This is a genomic window from Kribbella ginsengisoli (assembly GCF_039537185.1).
Classification (GTDB): domain Bacteria; phylum Actinomycetota; class Actinomycetes; order Propionibacteriales; family Kribbellaceae; genus Kribbella; species Kribbella koreensis.
Map to the genome: position 1 here is coordinate 76656 of NZ_BAABAA010000014.1, position 18323 is coordinate 94978.

17 protein-coding genes are annotated in these 18323 nt (G+C 69.2%); 3 read left to right on the top strand and 14 right to left on the bottom strand.

The window, feature by feature from the left end; all coding sequences use genetic code 11:
* Positions 1-9 precede the first annotated feature (9 nt).
* The 8 genes from ABD768_RS35120 to ABD768_RS35155 all read right to left on the bottom strand — a co-directional run bounded on the left by ABD768_RS35120 (position 10) and on the right by ABD768_RS35155 (position 9403).
* Positions 10-1203, bottom strand: a complete 1194-nt coding sequence (locus tag ABD768_RS35120) for a 3-hydroxybenzoate 6-monooxygenase (RefSeq protein ID WP_344848035.1) — start codon at positions 1201-1203, stop codon at positions 10-12.
* Entirely contained in the window at positions 1200-3065 is a 1866-nt protein-coding gene (locus ABD768_RS35125) for an anthranilate synthase family protein (protein ID WP_344848038.1), read from the bottom strand. The genes ABD768_RS35120 and ABD768_RS35125 overlap by 4 nt, the downstream gene beginning before the upstream one ends.
* Positions 3062-3715 carry an isochorismatase family protein gene (locus ABD768_RS35130; protein WP_344848041.1) on the bottom strand — a complete coding sequence of 218 codons (654 nt, stop codon included), beginning with the start codon at positions 3713-3715 and terminating at the stop codon, positions 3062-3064. Before ABD768_RS35130 ends, ABD768_RS35125 begins: the two co-directional genes overlap by 4 nt.
* Before the next feature lie 10 nt (positions 3716-3725).
* On the bottom strand, positions 3726-4514 hold the full coding sequence (locus ABD768_RS35135; protein WP_343980971.1) for a 2,3-dihydro-2,3-dihydroxybenzoate dehydrogenase: 789 nt from the start codon (positions 4512-4514) through the stop codon (positions 3726-3728).
* Positions 4511-5737, bottom strand: a complete 1227-nt coding sequence (locus ABD768_RS35140) for a 3-deoxy-7-phosphoheptulonate synthase (protein WP_343980974.1) — start codon at positions 5735-5737, stop codon at positions 4511-4513. The genes ABD768_RS35135 and ABD768_RS35140 overlap by 4 nt, the downstream gene beginning before the upstream one ends.
* A gap of 216 nt (positions 5738-5953) precedes the next feature.
* Positions 5954-7147 carry an IS701 family transposase gene (locus ABD768_RS35145; RefSeq protein WP_344848044.1) on the bottom strand — a complete coding sequence of 398 codons (1194 nt, stop codon included), beginning with the start codon at positions 7145-7147 and terminating at the stop codon, positions 5954-5956.
* 124 nt (positions 7148-7271) lie between these two features.
* On the bottom strand, positions 7272-7898 hold the full coding sequence (locus ABD768_RS35150; RefSeq protein ID WP_344848047.1) for a ScbR family autoregulator-binding transcription factor: 627 nt from the start codon (positions 7896-7898) through the stop codon (positions 7272-7274).
* A 32-nt stretch (positions 7899-7930) separates the two neighbouring features.
* Entirely contained in the window at positions 7931-9403 is a 1473-nt protein-coding gene (locus ABD768_RS35155; RefSeq protein WP_344848050.1) for an FAD-dependent monooxygenase, read from the bottom strand.
* Between the two features lie 125 nt (positions 9404-9528).
* Here ABD768_RS35155 and ABD768_RS35160 point away from each other — a divergent pair, with 125 nt between their 5' ends.
* Positions 9529-9843 (top strand): ArsR/SmtB family transcription factor, encoded by a 315-nt coding sequence (locus ABD768_RS35160; protein ID WP_343980985.1) that lies wholly within the window; start codon positions 9529-9531, stop codon positions 9841-9843.
* 13 nt (positions 9844-9856) lie between these two features.
* On the opposite strand, the gene ABD768_RS35165 is transcribed toward ABD768_RS35160, so the two are convergent.
* The 4 genes from ABD768_RS35165 to ABD768_RS35180 are packed head-to-tail and all read right to left on the bottom strand — an operon-like array spanning position 9857 to position 14213.
* Positions 9857-10618, bottom strand: coding sequence for an SDR family NAD(P)-dependent oxidoreductase (locus ABD768_RS35165; RefSeq protein ID WP_343980987.1), 762 nt, complete (start codon positions 10616-10618; stop codon positions 9857-9859).
* Positions 10611-12044: an MFS transporter gene (locus tag ABD768_RS35170; RefSeq protein ID WP_344848055.1), complete on the bottom strand. Its 1434-nt coding sequence runs from the start codon at positions 12042-12044 to the stop codon at positions 10611-10613. Before ABD768_RS35170 ends, ABD768_RS35165 begins: the two co-directional genes overlap by 8 nt.
* Positions 12041-13687 (bottom strand): FAD-binding oxidoreductase, encoded by a 1647-nt coding sequence (locus ABD768_RS35175; protein ID WP_344848058.1) that lies wholly within the window; start codon positions 13685-13687, stop codon positions 12041-12043. Before ABD768_RS35175 ends, ABD768_RS35170 begins: the two co-directional genes overlap by 4 nt.
* A gap of 49 nt (positions 13688-13736) precedes the next feature.
* Positions 13737-14213, bottom strand: coding sequence for a cupin domain-containing protein (locus tag ABD768_RS35180; RefSeq protein ID WP_343980995.1), 477 nt, complete (start codon positions 14211-14213; stop codon positions 13737-13739).
* Positions 14214-14449: 236 nt separating this feature from the next.
* Between ABD768_RS35180 and ABD768_RS35185 the strand changes: the two genes are divergently transcribed.
* Both ABD768_RS35185 and ABD768_RS35190 read left to right on the top strand, forming a co-directional pair.
* Positions 14450-15388: a ScbA/BarX family gamma-butyrolactone biosynthesis protein gene (locus ABD768_RS35185; protein ID WP_344848062.1), complete on the top strand. Its 939-nt coding sequence runs from the start codon at positions 14450-14452 to the stop codon at positions 15386-15388.
* A gap of 3 nt (positions 15389-15391) precedes the next feature.
* A complete protein-coding gene (locus ABD768_RS35190) occupies positions 15392-16306 on the top strand; it encodes an NAD-dependent epimerase/dehydratase family protein (protein WP_344848065.1) in 915 nt (304 codons plus the stop codon).
* Here the strand turns inward: ABD768_RS35190 and ABD768_RS35195 are convergent.
* Positions 16303-17556, bottom strand: coding sequence for an MATE family efflux transporter (locus ABD768_RS35195; protein WP_343981004.1), 1254 nt, complete (start codon positions 17554-17556; stop codon positions 16303-16305). The two genes, ABD768_RS35190 and ABD768_RS35195, sit on opposite strands and share 4 nt — an antisense overlap.
* The gene (locus tag ABD768_RS35200; protein WP_343981007.1) at positions 17553-18323 is read right to left on the bottom strand and encodes a WecB/TagA/CpsF family glycosyltransferase; all 771 of its coding nucleotides are present in this window, start codon (positions 18321-18323) and stop codon (positions 17553-17555) included. Before ABD768_RS35200 ends, ABD768_RS35195 begins: the two co-directional genes overlap by 4 nt.

The following is an 18323-nucleotide window of genomic DNA, read 5'->3' on the forward strand; positions in this document are numbered from 1 at the left end:
ACCTCAGCACTACTTGGTGAGGTCCGGCACGCGCGCGGCATCGAACCCGTGCAGCCAGGCGACCTTGTCCTGTAGCTCCTCGACCGACAGCCCGGACAGCATCTCGTTGCGAGCCACCCGCGCCGCTCCTGCCGGGTGATACAGCTGCGTCCCGAGCTCCCGGGCCACCAGCGTCGTCCGGGCCGTCCGATCGCGTCGAGCCTCGACGAACCGCTCCAGCCGGTACTGCGACTCGCCAGCCGGGCAGTCGAGTAGCTCACCGAGCAGTACTGCGTCCTCCAGCGCCATGCACGCGCCCTGGGCGGCGTACTGGAGCATTGGGTGCGCAGCGTCGCCGAGGAGGACTACCCGGCCGTCGGACCACTCCGAGATCGGGTCTCGGTCGCAGAGCACCCAGACCCGCCAATCGGCTCCCAGCTCGAGCAGCCGCCGAGCGGTCTCCCCCAGGTCCGGGAACTGCCCGAGTACATGAGAACGCTCGGCCGGTTGCCCGGCTACCGCGACCTCAGCGCTGTCATCCCGTGTCGCAGCCAGGTTCAGCAGCGTTCCACCGGCGATCGGGTAGTGCACGAAGTGCCACTTCGGACCGGCCCACAAGGTCACCGCATGCCAGCGCAAGTCTTCTGGAACCAACTCCATCGGGATGACGGACCTGTAGATGGTGTGCCCGGACACCCGCGGCTCACCGTCGCCGACCAGCTGGCGACGGATCGTCGACCGGATGCCGTCAGCACCGACCAGCAGGTCGCCCCAGACGCTGCTGCCGTCAGCGAGCAGCAGGGTGACGCCATCTGCGTCCTGCTGATAGCCCGAGACCGCACTGTTGCTCCGCAGCTCGATCAGCGGCGACCGCTGCGCCGCCGCGAGCAGCGGGGCGTACAGGTCAGCCCGCGCGACAACGGCGTACGGGTTGGCGAAGCGTGCCCGGTAGTCCTCGTCAAGCCGCAGGCTCTGGACACGTTGCCCGGTAGTGCCGTCCATGAACCGCAGCTCGTCGATGTAGACCGCGCGCTCGCGGACCTCGTCGCCGATCCCGAGCCGGTCCATCGCGCCGAACCCGTTCGGGCCGATCTGGATCCCGGCGCCCAGCTCCGCGAAGGCCGCCTGCCGCTCGAGTACGACGATCTGGTGACCGCGTTCAGCCAGCGACACCGCCGTCGCGAGCCCACCGATGCCACCCCCGGCGATCAGGATCGTGCTCATCGAGACACCAGCGCGTTGCTCGCCAGCAGCCGGCTGAAGGCGTCGTGCAGCAACAGCACGCCTTCCTCGGTCAGCACGGACTCGGCATGGAACTGCATCGACGCGAACCGTGGGCCACGCAGCGCGTGCACCTCGTTGGTCACCGGGTTGCGGCTGATCTCGACGTCGCCGATCCGGTCCGTCGCGGACCGCGCGGCGAAGGTGTTGTAGAAGCCGACCCTGGCCGGACGGCCGAACAGGTCGATCTCCTTCTGCACCCCCTGGTTGGGCTTCGGGCAGCGCTCGATCTCCAGCCCGAGGATGCCGCTGAGCACCTGATGACTCAGGCAGACCGCCAGGAACGGGCGCTCCTCGGCGATCAGCCGCTTGATCGTGGCCCGCAGATGCGCGATCTTCGGGTGCTGCAGCTCGCCCGGATCGCCCGGACCGGGACCTGCCACGACCAGGTCGTAGTCCTCGATCCGGTAGGACTCGTCGTACCGGCGTACGGTGACCGTCAGGCCGAGCGAGCTCAGCTGGTGCGCGATCATCGAGGTGAAGGTGTCCTCGGCATCGATGACGAGCACGGTATGCCCATTGAGATCAGTTGCTGCAGGCAACGACCGGTCGTTGAACCAGAACCCGGAGATGCCGGCGTTACGGCCCTCCAGCGCACGCCGTACCTGCGGGTGATCCGCGAATCGCGAACCACTGCCGCCCGCCAGCGCGGCAAGCAGCCCAGCCGCCTTGGCGCGAGTCTCGGCAACCTCGGACAACGGGTCCGAGTGCCGGACCAGCGTGGCGCCGACACCGATCGAGAGCCGCCCGGCGCCGGAGATCTCTGCGGTCCGGATCAGGATCGACGAGTCCATCGTCCGGCCACCGGCCGCGTCCGAGCCGATCAATGCGACCACACCGCTGTAGTAGCCACGGCCGTTGAGCTCGTGCCGGCTGATCACCTTGCAGGCGCTCTCCAACGGCGAACCGGTGACGGTCGGCGCGAACAAAGTCTCGCGCAGGATCTCGCGGACGTCGCGAGTGGTCCGGCCCTCGATCAGGTACTCCGTATGAGCCAGCCGGGCCATCTCCTTGAGGAACGGCCCGACCACCGTGCCGGCGCCGTCGCAGACCCGGGCCATCATCTTGAGTTCCTCGTCGACGACCATGTAGAGCTCGTCGGTTTCTTTGCCATCGGCAAGGAAGCCGAGCACGCCGTCCAGGGTCGGACCGGAGGCCGGATAGCGGTAGGTGCCGCTGATCGGGTTCATCACGGCGGTACCGCCGGAGACGCTGACGTGCCGTTCCGGGGTGGCGCCGACGAAGGTGCGGTCGCCGGTGTGGACGACGAAGGTCCAGTAGGCGCCCACCTCGGAGCTGAGCAGCCGGCGGAAGAAGGACAGCGCGTGGGCGACGCTGTAGCCGGTGATCTCGGCGGTGAAGGACCGCTTGATCACGAAGTTCGCGCCCTCGCCGGTGCCGATCTCGTCCTCGACGACGCGCCGCACGATCTCGGCGTAGGTCTCGTCCTCGACGTCGAACCGCTCGTTGACGAGCGGCGTCCGCAGATTCGGCAGCCGCTGCATCAGCTCGTCCAGCGGTACGACGGCCTGCTCGGCGACCTGCAGCACCAGCAGCGGGGCGCCGTCGTCGGTGCACTGGAAACCACGCTCGGCGAGCTGGCGATACGGCACGAGTACCAGCACCTCGTGCTCCCCCGCCGGTGCGTTCGCGGCCAGCGGTACGTCGGCCAGCGTCTGCACCGCGCCCGACTCCCCCACGATCAGGTCGACCCGGTCACGGCCGGCCGTCTCCGGCCGGTAGAGCAGGGCGAACGGCGGCACACCGTTGCCATCAGCAAGCACTTGATCGAGCAGGGCGGTCATACCAGGACCTCCTCGGCGACCAGGGACCCGAGCAGCACGTCGGTCGGCGCGACGACGGCGCACCGCTCAGCGGCGTACGTGAGAGCCGTCTGGTGGTACGACGCGTTGAAGTCGGCGACGGCGTCGGCGGCCAGGAAGGCCTCGATGTCGTTGGTGAAGGCGTCGCAGAGACTCATCAGTACGCCGACGTGCGCATACACCCCGCAGACGATCAACTGGTCGCGGCCGGCCGCGCGCATCCGCTCGAGCAGATCACTCTTGTGGAAGGCGCTGTACCGCCACTTCGTGAACACCCAGTCGCCCTCGGACGGCGCCAGCTCGGGCACCAGCGCGCGGTCCTCCGGGGACGGCGTCATACCAGGGCCCCAGAAGTCCTTGAGCAGGCCGCGCTCGGCCACCGTCATCCCGCCGGGCTGGGCTGTGTAGGCCACCGGCATGCCGAGCTCGGCGGCCGCCTTGCGAAGCCGCGCGGCGTTGTGCACCAGGGTTTTCACCGGTGCCGCGTCGCCGAACGGCCTGAGAAAGTACCGCTGCATGTCATGGACGAGCAGCACCGCACGCGCCGGGTCGGCCTGCCAGCCGGCCACGTTGACCGGCAGCTCCGATGCCACCGGCATCTCATAGGTCTCGATCAGGGGAATTCCAGCCATCATTGCCTCCTTACACGCCTAGGGTTGCGCCGCCGTCGACCGTGAGGTCGTGCATCGTGATGTGCCCGGCCTGGTCCGACAGCAGGAACAGCACTGCTGCCGCCACGTCGGCCGGCTGAGCGATCTTGCGCAGCGGGATACCGAGCTTGTACGCCGACGGAGTGCCCGCGATCGAGCTCTCCGGGCCGGCGCCGTCCTTCCAGAGACTGGTCAGCATCGCGGTGTCCGTCGAACCCGGCGCCACCACGTTGCAGCGGATCCCGTACTCCGCGGCCTCCAGCCCGAGACACTTGGTGAACATCGCCGCCGCGGCCTTCGAAGCGGCGTACGCGGCCATCTCGGTCCGCGGCGTGCCGGCCGCGTTGGACGCGATCGTCACGACGGCCCCGGTACGCCGGGCCGCCATCCGCTCGATCACGGCCCGCGAGACGTAGAAGGTCCCGGTGGCGTTGACCGCGAACGTGCTGGCCCAGTCGTCGTCGGTCAACTCGCGAGTCGTGCCGAGCCGTAGTACGCCGGCGCCGTTGACCAGGTAGTCGATCGGGCCCAGCCGGCGCTCGACCTCGTCGACCACAGCGGCGACGTCCTGGCTGGAGGTGATGTCGAGCCCGAACGCCTCCGCCCGCAGGCCGTCAGCGACGAGCAGCTCGACCTGCTCCTTCAGCACCTGCTCGTTCCGGTCGGCAGCGGCGACGATGGCACCCTCACGGGCGAGCGACTCGATCACCGCAGCGCCGATGCCACCGGCCGCGCCGGTCACCAGGGCCACCCGGCCCGCCATCCCCGTGTTGCCGCTCATGACTGCCACTCCGCCGCGACGGTGATGGCCTGGTTCGGGTTGAGCCGCGGGTCGCAGAAGCTCGTGTACACGTCGCCCACCTCGTCGAGGCGGCTCAGGTCGTCGGCGCACTCGGTCACGCCGGTCGGCGTCGTCTCGAGGTGAAGCCCACCGGCCACACCACCCGCGGCCGGTACGACGAGCTGGAAGTCACGGACCTCCTGGATGACCCGCTCGACCAGCCGCGTCTTCAGCCCACCGGGCGCGGTCATCGTGTTGCCGTGCATCGGGTCGCACATCCAGATCACTGGGTGTCCGGCAGTCCGTACTGCGGCGACCAGCGGCGGCAGCAGCTCCGTCACCGCGTTCGCGCCCATCCGGCTGATCAGCGTCAACCGGCCGGGCTCGCGGTCCGGGTCCAGCTGCTCGCAGATCGCCAGCAGGTCTTCGGCCGTCGTACTCGGTCCGACCTTGCAGGCAACGGGATTCGCCACCATCGCGAGCATGGTGAGGTGAGCGCCGTCCACCTGGCGGGTGCGGTCGCCGATCCAGGGCCAGTGTGTCGAGGTGAGCAGCGACCGGCCGTCGGCGTCGCGACGGATCATCGAGAGTTCGTAGTCGAGCAGCAGTGCTTCGTGGCTGGTCCAGATCGGCGCGTCGGCAACGGGATCGCCTGCAGCACCACGGTCCCGCAGTGCACCGGACACCGCGGCCGCGGCGTGGTAGCCCGCGAGCAGCCGCTCCGGCTGGGCCCGGCGCGACACCAGGTCCGCCTCGGGCCCGTTCACCATGTGACCACGGAAGACCGGCATCTCCTGGCCGTCCACGTGCTCGGTCGGCTTCGACCTCGGCTTGCCGAACTGCCCGGCGATCCGGCCGACCCGAAGCACCTTGCGGCCCGCGTTCAGCGACATCACCGAGGCCAGTACGTCGAGCAGCGCCGCCTTCGGGGCGACCGCCGCCGGGGTGCACTCGGCCGGGTCCTCGGCACAGTCGCCGGCCTGCAGGACGCGCAGCTCTCCGGCCGCCACCCGGGCGAGCAACGCCTTCAGGGTGTCGATCTCCGCCCCGTCGACCAGTGGCCGGGCCTGCTCCAGCTCACTCGTCACCGCCGCCAGTTCGGCGGCGTCGTGCCACTCCGGCTGCTGAACCGCCGGCAGCGATCGCAGGAACTCGCGATCCACGCCGGCTTCCGCCAGCGGGTCCGCTGCGATATTGCCGAATCCGGCTGTCGCACCGCTCATTGGATCCTCTCCCCAGAACGATTGAAAACGTTGTGGCCCAGTTGTCTGCCAGCACAAAGATCGCCTGCCCGGGCGGCCCGGAAGTAGCGACCGGACCGCACTTCGTCAGGTCGCCGCTACTTGGTCACTTCGTGAAGCAAGCGTTGTAATCGGGCAACGAAAAACTCCTGACCCGCAGTGCGGATCAGGAGTCTCGGGGGCGGTCGGATCAGCTGGTCAGGACACTGCCCGCAACGCCGTTTCGTCAAGTGCCGAAGGCATCTGGCCCACTTCGGCCAGCGCGCGGACCGAATGTGCGATCGATGCCAGGGTCGCGTGCCGGTGCCACCCCTGGAAGCTGCGGCCCTCGAAGTCCTGGATGCCGACGTCCTTGGCGATCGCCTCGAAGTCGTGGTCCACCCGCAGGACCAGTTTGGACAACCGGAGCAGCTCGGCCGTCGACCGGCCGCTGACATCGGTCAGCCAGAACCTGTCCGGCTTGGGGCCGGGCTTGTCCCACTCGGCCAGCAGCACCATCGGCACCCGGCCCTGCGGGGTCGGCAGCTGCACCCGGATGGGCGCCGCACAGCTGCGACGCAAGCCGAGCCGCGGATCCAGCCAGTAGACGGGCCGGCGCAGGATTCCGGCGGACTCCGCCAGCTTGTTGGCTCCGGTCAACTCACCGGACGGACTCTGCAGCCGCGAGTCCGCGCCCACCAGCTGCAGACCTGGGCCCACCTGCATCATCACCGGTACTCCGGCCGCGCGGAACTCGCGCACGCAGGCGACCGGGTCGAGCACCCCGACACTCAGCACGGCCGGCAGCGGCTCGGCGTCCCGGCGCCCGTCGATCAGGTCCAGCACGGACCGGCACGCCGCCTCCCCCGGGAACGTCTCAGCCTGCTGCTCCGGTACTCCGGCGCGGCGCCGCCGGTCGGTGTCGGTCACCCAGGCGTCGGGCAACTGCAGCCGCCAGTTCATCGGGCTGCTCGCCGTCTCCGCGGCCGCCCAGACGCCGAACGCCTGCTGGCTGTTGACCGTCTGGCCGAGCATCCGCACGAAGGACTGCCCCACCCCCACCGAGTGGTTGCCCGCCTTGGGCACGATCATCTGCCGGACCACCCAGGCCTGCGGGTCCAGGCCGTCCTGCAGCTGACACCTCAGGGCCTGCCGAACAGGCATCCAGTCCCAGGGCGAGTTGCTGATGAAGTGCTGCATCCGCTGCTGCTCGGCGTCACCGCCGTACTGCTCGGCGAGGCTGCGCATCGTCTTGCGCCCCTGGACCGTCAGCAGCCCGTTCACGTACCGAACCGCGGTGGCCCGCTGAGCCCGCCGGCGCAGCGACGCGAACAACGGCCCGAAGAACTCGCCGACCGGATCCTCGAGCAGACCGATCGACGAGGTGGGCTGAGCGACCGAACACGTTTCCACAGATACCGTCCCCTCCACAGCGACAGAGCCTCACCTGCCGTTGGCAACGGAATCGTAACAAACCGGAAGGTCTGTTTCCTTCTCCCAGCCGAATTTGAAACAAACTCGCCTGAACCAGCAGGGTTCAGCCGGCCGCCGGCGGGTCGGTGGTCAGGTGCGGGAGCACTCCAGGCACCGCGATCCCCGGCAGCAGGTACCGCCAGAAGGCGCTCAGCCGCTCGGCCAGATCCTCCCGCCGGCTGTACACCTGCGACACCAGCTGGATGCCGGTGAACGACGCCACCACCAGCTCCGCGACCGCCGCCGGCTGGACATGCCCGAGCAGCTCGCCATTCGCCTTCGACTCGGTCAGCAGGCCGCCGCAGATCTCGATCCATTTGGCGTAAGGACTCGCCTGGCTGGCGCCGAGGAGGTTCAGCGTCCGCTCCTCCACGGTCAGCCTGACGCCTGCGCGGAGCAGTACGTCGGTCTGCAGCCGGCGGGCGATCGACTGGGTCAGGCAGACCAGGTCCTGCAGCTTCGACCCGGTCTCGGGCAGCTCCAGATCGGCGGTCTGGGCGTCGATCACGCCGAGCGCCAGCGCCTCCTTGGAGGCGAAGTGGAAGTACAGCGCGCCCTTGGTCATCTTGCTGCGACTCAGGATCTCGCTGATGCTGGCCGCGTCGTAGCCGACCTCGTCGAAGACCGAGGCGGCCGCCAGCAGCAGCACCTGCCGGGTCCTGATCGCGCGCTCCTGCTGGGCCACTGACATCCATCCTCACGGGAAACCAGACCGTACGGTCTCTATATTTCTAGCAGACCGAACCAGCGGGCGATGGCCCGGTCCAGGGTGATCGGGTCGTCATCGCGACCGCGGGCACTCCAGGCGACGTAGCCGTCGGGCCGCACCAGCAACGCGTCGGTGCCGACCCATGAGCTGGCATTGGCAGTCAACACCTTCAACCGGTCAGAGCGTCCGGCCGCAACGGCCTGCAGGTCGGACCGCCCGGCGAGGTCCAGCAGGAACGCCTTCCCCTCGTGCTGAAGGCGCGCCACGCTCGTGATTCCGTCACTGGTCTTCAGGCGCAGGTCCGGCGCCAGCTCGCCGGCCAGTGGCGCGTCCGGGAGGCCCACGTCGTACGCGACGTCCATGCCGCTGATCATCCGGCCCAGGTACTCGTTCACCTGATCCAGTCCCATCAGCTCCCGAAACAGGTCACGTAGCCAGTCGACCCGCGGGTCAGGCTGCATCAGCGCGACCTGGGCCCGCACGTTCCACAGCACCCGGGCGCCGATCGGGTGGCGCTCGGAGTGGTACGTGTCCAGCAGGCCGTCCGGCGCCCAGCCGTGCACCGCCGCGGCCAGCTTCCAGCCCAGGTTGAGCGCGTCCTGCAGACCGAGGTTGACCCCCTGACCTCCGGCCGGGAAGTGCACGTGCGCAGCATCACCGGCCACGAACACGTTGCCCTTGCGGTACTGCTCGGCCTGCAGCGCCGCGTCGCCGAACCTGGCCAACCAGCCGCCGTCGGTCATCGGCACATGCCGGCCGGCGAGGTAGTCGACGGTCTGACTGAACTCCTCGAGCGTCAGCGGCTCGTCCCGGTTCTCGTGCGGGCCGCGGAAGTCGTACGCGAAGATCCGGCTCGGCCCTGCCGCCGAGGCGGAGACCATCGTCCAGCCGCGGGCGTTTCGCTGCCAGCCCTGCGGGGCGTTGTAAGGATCCAGCAGCCGCACCTCCCCCATCATCGCGGCGACAGTCGCCTCCGTGCCGGTGAACGGGATGCCCGCACTCTTGCGTACCGCGCTCCGTGGGCCGTCGCATCCGACCACGTAGCGCGCGGTGAAGCGGCCCTCGGCCGTCTGCACCGACACATGGTCGCCGTGATCGGTGACGTCCAGAACCTCCTCGCCGCGCAGGACCTCGGCGCCGCGGATGACGGCCTGTTCGGCGAAGACCCGTTCGGCGTACGCCTGCGGGCTGCCCACGATCGCGGGCCCCTCGTCGACCACCTCCGCCAGGTCCAGATCGAACATGCCGGCGAAGTGGAACGGCACCGGGCCGGCACCGGACTGGTTCACCGCGACCAGGTCCAGCAGCCCACGACGCTCGAGAACCTGCGCGGTGCGGGCGTGCAGCGTGCCGGCCTTGGACCGGCCGGTCGGCGCGGCCAGCGCCTCCAGCAGACCCACGCGGACGCCCTGCAGAGCCAGCTCGGCGGTGAGCAGAGAGCCGACCGGGCCCGCCCCCACCACGACCACGTCGAAGTCGAAGGCCATGTCACTTCCTCACGAAACGGTAGACCGGATTACTGTACGTGGATAGTCGTACAGTTAACCGGCGGCCGGTGTCAACCGGGCTACTCGGAGTGAGTCAGTACGGTTGTCCGCGTACAATCCTTGACGTGCTGGAACCTCATCACCCGACCCGCGACCAGATCCGTCTCGAGAACGTGCTGGCCGCCCTCGGCAACCCGCTGCGGATGACCGTGCTGCAGGTGCTGGCCGCCGGCGGCGAGTACCCGTGCGGAGCCATCGTCGAGGGGGTCTCGAAGTCGACGCTCACCCACCACTGGCGGGTGCTGCGCGAGAGCGGTGTGATCAACCAGCGCGCGTCCGGGCGCGAACTCCTGCTGTCGCTGCGCCGCGAGGATCTGGACGCCCGGTTCCCGGGCCTCCTCACCACGATCCTCGCGGCTCACCAGCAGTCCTCGTCCTAGGCAGCCCCGAGGACTAGGCGGTCACGCCGCCGTCGGCGACCAGGTCGTGGCCGACCACGAAGGCGGCCTCGTCCGATGCCAGCCACAGCACGGCCGACACGATCTCGTCGGTACCACCCACGCGGCCGATCGGGACGACACTCGCGAGCCGCTCGGCGCGGCCGTCGGCGTCCTCACCCGGACGCAGCGACATCGAGGTGTCGGTCGCCCCGGGGCTGACGGCGTTGATCCGGATGCCGTCCTTGATGTGGTCCAGCGCGGCAACCCGGGTCAGCGTGCTCGCGGCGGCCTTCGAGGCGGCATAGGCAGCCATCCCGGGCCGACGGCCGTGAGCGCCGATGTTCGAGCTGGTGTTGACGATCGCGCCACCACCGTTGTCCCGCATGTACTGGATCTCGTACTTCAGCGAGAGCAGCAGGCCGGTGAGGTTGATGTCGATGGCCCGCTGCCAGACCTCGAGGTCGGTGTCGCCGACCGGTCCCGGCTTGGGGAACACTCCCGCGTTGTTGTGTGCGATGTGCAGACCACCGTGCTGCTCCACGGTGGTCCGGATCAGGTTGGCGACCTCGTCGGCCTTGCTGACATCGGCGACGACGGCGCTCGCCGTGCCGCCGGCCGCCTCGATCAGCGCGACGGTCTCCTTGATTCCCTCGCTGCCCCGGGCCGCCGCGACCACGGTGGCGCCTTCGCGCGCGAACGCGAGGGCGCTGGCCCGGCCGATGCCGCTGCCGGCACCGGTGACCAGGACGACCTTGCCCCCGAAACGATCAGTCATGTACTGCTCCTTCTTGTTGTAGCTCGGGAATTTCCGTCGCAGCCGCCCGCGGTCCGCGCAGTACCGCGAATCCGGCGGCCGCGAGCAGGAACGCAATGGCCCCGATGGCCAGTGCGAAGCTGTAGCCGGACGTCAGCGCCGCGCCGGCCGTCCCGGCGGAGGTCAGGCTGTCGGTCCGGGCCGCCGCCACCGTGACCAGGATGGCAAGCCCGACGGCAGGCCCCATCTCCAGTGCAGTCGTGGCCACTGCGCCGGCCAGCCCCGCCTGCCCGGCGGGTACGTCGCTCGTGGCCGAGACGGTCGCTCCGGCGAACACCATGCCGACACCGACCGGGAAGACGACCAGGCCGATCAGTACCGGCCCGACGTACGGCGTGGTGGTGCTGATCAGGCTCAGTGCGCCGAGACCGGCCGCGCAGATCACCAAGCCGGCCAGCGTGACGGTCCGCGGGCCGAAACGGCCGACCAGGCGTCCGACGTTCGCGCCGGTGGCCACCAGAGCGAGGCCGAACGGGACGAAGGCCGCGGAGGCCTTCAGGGGTGAGTAGCCCAGCACTTCCTGGAAGTACAAGGACAGCATGAAGAAGATCGTCGTGATTCCCGCGGCTCCGAGGAAGACGGCGAGCAGGGCCACCGCGCGGCGCGGCGATGCGAGGAAGGACAGCGGCAGGAGCGGGCGCGCAACCCTGGTCTCGACCAGGACGAACAGCCCGAGCATGACCACGCCACCGATCAGGGTCGCGAGCACCAGCGGTGAACCCCAGCCACGCTCGGGTGCCTCGACCAGGCCGTACCCCAGCACGGTGATGCCTGCGGTCACCAGGATCGCGCCGAGGATGTCGACGCGTTCACGAGGCGCCGTCGCGGCTTGCGGAAGCATCCGCGACGCCAGCGCGACAGCCACCACCGAGATGGCTACCGGTACGACGAAGGCCCAGCGCCACGAGTCCCACCAGGCGACAACGCCGGACAGCAACATGCCCGCCGTACCGCCGAAGGCCGCAAGTCCACCCCAGACAGCCATCGCCCGGGCGTGCCTGGCCGGCTCGGAGTACACCAACCCGACCAGCGCCATCGCCGCGGGCACTGCGAACGCAGCACCGATGCCCTGCACGAACCTGGCCGACAACAACACCTCGAACCCGGGTGCGAGTCCAGCGGCGGCCGAGCTGATCGCGAACAGCGCAGTGCTCACGACGAACACCCGGCGCGCGCCGTACAGGTCCGAGAGCCTGCCGCCGAGCAGCAGCAGACCGCTGAAGGACATTCCGTACGAAGCGCTCAGCAGCACCAGCTCGGCCCGGCTCAGGCCGAACTCCTGCTGGATGTCCGGCATCGCCACGTTCAGCACCGTCATCCCGAGGATGAGGACGAACTGGACCGAGGCCAATACCGCGAAAGCGCCGCTCTTGGACCTTGATGTCATGTTGGCAGGCCGATCGATTGGGAGTGCCGGAAGATGTTCCGCGGGTCGTAAGCGGCCTTGACCCGCTGGAGCCGCGGGTAGTTGTCCTTGTAATACAAGGTGTGCCACGGCACGCCGGACCTGTTCTGCGCCGGGTCGGTGATGTCGCTGTCCGGGTAGTTGATGTAGCAGCCGTCCGTCTGGCCGGTCGCGGACGGAACCGGGTAGCCACCGGTCGCCGCGAAGACGTCGCGGAACACGTCGCGGGTCCACGCCAGGTTGACCGGGTCGTCGTCCGGGTCGCCCCAGAAGCTCTGGAACAGCCCCTTGAACAAGGAGTCTCGCTGAGCCGAGGCGGTCGCGTCGGAGCGGACGCTGTTGATCTTGCCGCCGTACGACAGCAGCACGACCATCGAGGCCGGGTTGTGGTGGTCTTCCCGGGTCAGATGCCGGTACATCGCCGCGATCTGGTCATCGGTCAGCCCCTGCCGCAGGTACGCGGACTTGTGATGGCCCCGAAGCGTCGGATTCGTCAGAGTCGGGTTGCTCGTGCCCAGCAGCTTGACCGAGCTCAGCCACGGCAGCCGCTGCGGCGTGAAGAACTCCGGCAACGGTCCGAGCTCCCCGGCCGGCGCGTGCAGCGGCTGGATCTCCAGGTCGGCAGTCAGGTCGGTGAGGTAGTCCTGCAGCAGGCGCTCCGCGTTCGGTACGCCGGCATCGATCTGCGTCAGCAAGCCGATCGACCCGTTGGACTTGTGGTTCATCATCAGGAAGCTGCAGAGCGCGGCGTACGGGCTGTCGGGCGCGTTGTTGCGGGCGTGGAACGCGCCGAACTTGCGCACCAGCGACTTGTGCGCGGCCGGCGTGAGCGAGCTCCAGGGCAGACCGACGGCGCTGACCAGCACCTCGCGCGGCGGGTGGATCAGCTGCTGCGCGGGATCCGACCCGGTCGAGCCAGGGGTGCGGAACCAGTACCGCGTGACGATGCCGAAGTTGCCACCGCCGCCACCGGTGTGGGCCCACCACAGCTCACGGTTGGGGTCGCCTGGCTCGCGGGTGGCGACCACCGCGCGGGCCCGGCCGTTCGCGTCGACCGTGACGACCTCGATGGCCAGCAAGTGGTCGACGGTCAGGCCGTGGCGGCGGGAGAGCATCCCGTAGCCACCGCCACTGATGTGGCCGCCCATGCCGACCGAGTAGCACATACCGCCTGGGATGGTGACGCCCCAGCCCTTGTAGAGCGACTCGTAGACCCGCAGCAGCGTCGCGCCCGCCTCGACGGAGAACGCCTTGCGGTCCTCGTCGTAGCTGACCGCGGTCATCTGCGAGGTGTCGATCACGACCTGGACGGCCGGGTTGAAGACGAAGTCGGCGTAGCAGTGGCCGCCGCCGCGGACCGAGATCCGCTTACCGGCACTGACCGCCTCCTGGACGGCCCGGACCACCTGGGCGGTGGTGGTGACGAGGCGGACGGCCTCGGGGCGGCCGACCCAGCGGGAGTTGTTGCCGACCACCAGGTCGGCGTACCGCGGGTCACTGGGCAGCACGGTGACTGCGTCGGTCGCCCGCAGGGCCTCGGCTGTGGTGGCGCCTTGGGTGGCCAGCGCGGCAGTACCCGCCGCAGCGGCGGCGCCGCTGGCGAGGAAGCGTCGTCTGTTCAGCATGGTGTTTCGGTCTCTCCTGGGTTCGGGCGGGAACGAAGGGTGGATGAGGTCAGCTCGGCCACAACAGGCCCAGGCCGAGTTGCTCGGCGAAGTCCTGCGTGCGGGCGGGCGACCAGCGATCGCCGACCGGTGCCGCTGCCCCCAGGTCGAGCGGGTAACCGGCCTCGGCGAAGAACTTTTCGAACCCGCCGGGGGTGGTGATCACGTAGAAGTCGGCCGTGTCGGACTCGACCAGGTAGGAGTGCGGAATCCCGCGCGGCAGGAAGACCACGCCGGCGCCCTCGATCTTCGAGGTCTCCTCCCCGGCGGTCACCACCACCTGGCCACCGCGGACCATGAAGATCTCGTCTTCGAGGGTGTGGATGTGCTTCGGCGCACGCTCCCCGCTCTTGGCGGCGAAGTGGGTGATGCCGAGCGCGCCCGCGGACTCCTCCGCGGTCAGGCAGGTGGTCACGATCGAGCCGACGCCCCACAGACGTGAGCGGCTCGGGTCCGTCGGCACGATGGCTGGGACGGGTGAGGTCATGGTCGTTCCAATGCAGGGTTGCGCGGGGGATCTGCTGTCGCCGCCACGGTCACACGCGGCGCCGGAGCCGGACAACGAGCGCTCCGGTACTTAGTCAGGTACAGGTTTGAGACAACGAGACCCTGGGTGGAGAGCAGACCGTTCGGTATGTATCTTGCTAGGCACCGGCCCCGCCTGGCCGGTACCGAGGGGAGTGGGGGCCTCGAGCCTCCGCTCGATGGAGGGGTCCTGCGAGCATGTCCACACAGATCGTCATCGCCGCGGATCGGAGCCCGCTGACGGCTTCGATCCCGATACTCACCAGCACCGTTCCGAGCCAGTACGTCCACCGCGCGGCCATCGCCGAGGTGCTGCTCACCTCCTGGCGGGCCGAGGCTCCGGAAACGTTCAGCGTCACCGCTCAGTGGCCGCGCTGCCACTCCTTCTACACGCCGATCGCCGGCCATCGGTGCCAGGATCCGATGCTCGGCGCCGAGACCGTCCGGCAGGCCGGGCTGCTGCTGGCGCATGCCGAGTTCGGCGTACCGCTCGGCCACCAGTTCCTGGTGTCGGAGTTGTCCTTCGAGACGACGCCCGAAGCTCTGCGGGTGTCCAGCACGCCGACCGATCTCGACCTGCAGGTCACCTGTCACGACATCGTCCGCCGCGGCAACCGTCTCAGCGGGATGCGCTACGAGGTGAGTTTCTTCCGCGACGGCGTCCTGGCCGGCTCTGGCCAGGCCAAATACACCTGTACTTCGCCATCGGTCTACCGCCGGCTCCGGGTCGATCGGGAGCTCGGCCCGCTCCCTGAGCTCACCCCGGAGTGCCCGGTCGCCGTCGGCCGGACGGACGTACGGGACGTAGTACTGACTCCCTTTGACGGCGGTGCCCGGCTACTACGGGTTGACCTGTCCCATCCGGCGCTGTTCGACCATCCCCTCGACCACGTACCGGGCATGCTCCTGCTCGAGGCCGCTCGCCAGGCCGCACTCGCTGCGTCCTTCCCGGAGTCGGTGCTACCGGTCGCGCTCGACATCAAGTTCTTGCGCTACGCCGAGCTGGACCAGCCGTGTGTGATCACCACCGCGCGTGGCCAGACCGGCAGCGACGGCCGGACGCCGGTCACGGTGACCGCTACCCAGGAAGGCGAGGCGGTGTTCACCTCGAGCGTGACCGTCGAGCCGGTCCGCTGATCGATGACCACGGTCACCATCACCGGTGCCACCGGCTTCGTCGGTCGGCAGGTCGTCCGGGCCCTTACCCGGCCGAACGTCAGCCTTCGCCTGGCCACCCATCGCAAGCCGATGGCTGCCGCGCCGCCGGGCAGTGTCGTGCAACCGGTCGATCTCGCCGTCCCGGGATCGCTGACCGGATTGTGCGATGGCGCTGACGTCCTGATCCACTGCGCCTCGATGATCGGCGGCACGACGGCGGCGAGCAACGCGGTGAACGTCGACGGCACCCGCAGCCTGCTCAGCGTCGCCGCGAAGGCCAAGGTCAGCCGGGTGATCTACCTGAGCACCGCGAGCGTCTACGGCCGTGGCGTCTACCGCAACGCCTCACCCGACGAGCTGATCCCGGCGCCTTTGTCGATTGCCAGCCGGACCAGGCTCGCCGCCGAGCAAGAGGTGCTGGCTGCGGGCGGGGTCGTCGTACGGCCCTATCTCGTGTACGGCGACGGCGACCGGTGGGTCATCCCCGGGCTGGCGAAACTGCTCGGCACCCTGCGGGCAGACGTCGACGGATGGCCGGCTCGGGTGTCGATGGTTGATGTGGAGGACCTCGCCCAGGGGCTCGCCGGCCTGGCTCTCGCCCCGACGCTCAGCTCAGCGATCTACCACGGGAACCACCCGCTACCCGTGCCGGTCACCGAGCTCATGCAGGCCGTTTCCTGCTTGCTACCAAGGACTTCTGGCGGCCCGGCAAGTCTCACGTACGACGAGGCGGCGGCCCGGCTGAGCGCTGTGGGTGGCTCGACGCACGCGCTCGACATGATCGCCACCGATCACTGGTTCGAGAGCGCCAGCCTCTGGCGCGACACAGCATGCGATCCCGGCCCCGGCTTCACTACCCGGTTCCCCGACCGCCTCGGCGGGTATCGCCAGGGCTAGCGCGGGTTTGCGGCGCGGTGCGCGGCGATGGCGCGGTGGGCTTCATTCCACCACAGCAGGAGCGTGCAGAAGGACGCGACCGCAAGTCCCCAAGCAGCGCCCTTGGGTCCTTCCAGGAAGGCTCCCCCGACACCGATGGTGATCAGGATGATCGACGAGATCAGCCTGACCCGCAGGCCACGGGTGGCGGCGGTCAGTGCACGCAGGATGGCGAAGGCGCCGGCATTAGACGCTCCTAGCGCCTGCAAGAGGATCACCGGCACTAGTACCGTCCGGGCTTGAGTCCATACGCCAGGGCCGAGCAGGTGCTCCCCCACGGTTTCAGGCAGCAGCAAGAAGACCGCACCCCAGGCCAGGGCCCCTGCCCCGACTCCTAGTGAGATCGCCAGGCCTACCAGCCACAAGCGCCGGTACGAGTGCTTCAGAGCACGAGCGGCCTCGGGTACCGCGATCATGCGGATCCCCTGGTTCAGCACGTTCACCGGGCCGAGCAGTACCTGCGCACCACGGATACCGGCCGTGGCGACCAGTCCGGCGGCCACTGTGATCCCCAGCATGTACACCTGGATCGTGCCGCTCACGGCGAGCATCTCCCCGACGTACTTGGGCGTGAGATCGCGATGGGTGAGCAGCCACTCCTTGATCAACTGCCGACGCGGGCTCACCCCAGCCTGGAAGCGCCCGGCTATTGCAGCGATCACCGCGCCCAGGCCCCAGCCCAAGGTCAGCGAGAAGGCCGTGTCGGCGTTGGTCAGGTAGAGCCCGCCGAAGATCGCGCCCATCGCGAGCAGCCAGATCAAGTCGTTGAGGAAGGCCTTCTGCCCCTCCCCCACGACGAAGAAGGCCCAGCGCCACGCGTCCTGCAGCAGCAGGCCCGGCAGGGTCAGTGCAAACGCCAGCAGCACGCCCTTCGACGGCACGCCGGGGAACAGCGCGATCGCGAGCCCGACGATCATGCCCATCAGGCCGGCGAACAGGGCCGTCGCGGTCGCCGCCCGCACAGCCCGCTGCCACGCCGGGTTGCGATCCCCGGAGTAGCGGACGGACAACGGCTCGGTGGCCACCGCCCGGGAGACGTTGAGGGCGATCGTGTACCCGCCGAAGGCGAGCGCGTAGACGCCGAAGTCGGACACCGTCCCACTGCGTGCGACCAGCACCCCGACCGCCAGATTGCTCAGGCTGGACAGCGCTTGGTCGCCGAGCCCCCAGCCCGCCCGGCCGGCGGGACCGGCCAGCTTCGACAATTTCAAGATGAGACGGGCCTCGGCGGCTTCCGCAGGATGCCCACCCCGAACTTCGGGATGCCCAGCACGTACCGGCGCCAGAGCCGGCGCGGCTCCTTGTAGATCCGGTAGCTCCACTCGAGCCCGGACCGCTGCATCCACCGCGGCGCGCGATCGACCCGGCCGGTGTGGAAGTCGAAGGCCGCCCCGACGCCGATCAGGATCGCCGCGTCCAGCCGGTCGCGGTGGTCGGCCATCCAGCGCTCCTGCTTCGGCGCGCCGAGACCGACCCAGATGATGTCCGGGTTCGCCTCGTTCAGCCGGGCGACGATCTCGTCGTCCTCTTCAGCAGTCAACGGCCGGTACGGCGGTGAATACGCGCCGGCCACCTTCAGCCCCGGATGCCTTGCGGTGAAGGTGTCCCGCAGCTTCTCGGGGACGCCGTCGGCACCGCCGTAGAAGTACTGCGACCAGCCACGGTGCTCGGCCTCGGCCATCACCCGCTCGATCAGGTCCGGCCCGCAGACCCGGTCCATCCGGTCGAAGCCGGCCTTCTTGCCGGCCCAGACCAGCGGCATGCCGTCGGGCAGCGTCATCCCGGACGTGTTGTAGACCTGGGTGAGCTTCGCGTCCGCGCGAGCCTGCAGCAGCGCGTTCATGTCCGAGACGCAGACCAGGTGCCGTTCGCCGTCGTCGATCCAGCGCGCGAAGGTGCCGACGGTGTGCTCCATGTCGGTGACACTGACATGGATACCCAGTACGTCGACGCGGTCCTGTGTCGTCTCAGCGGTCAT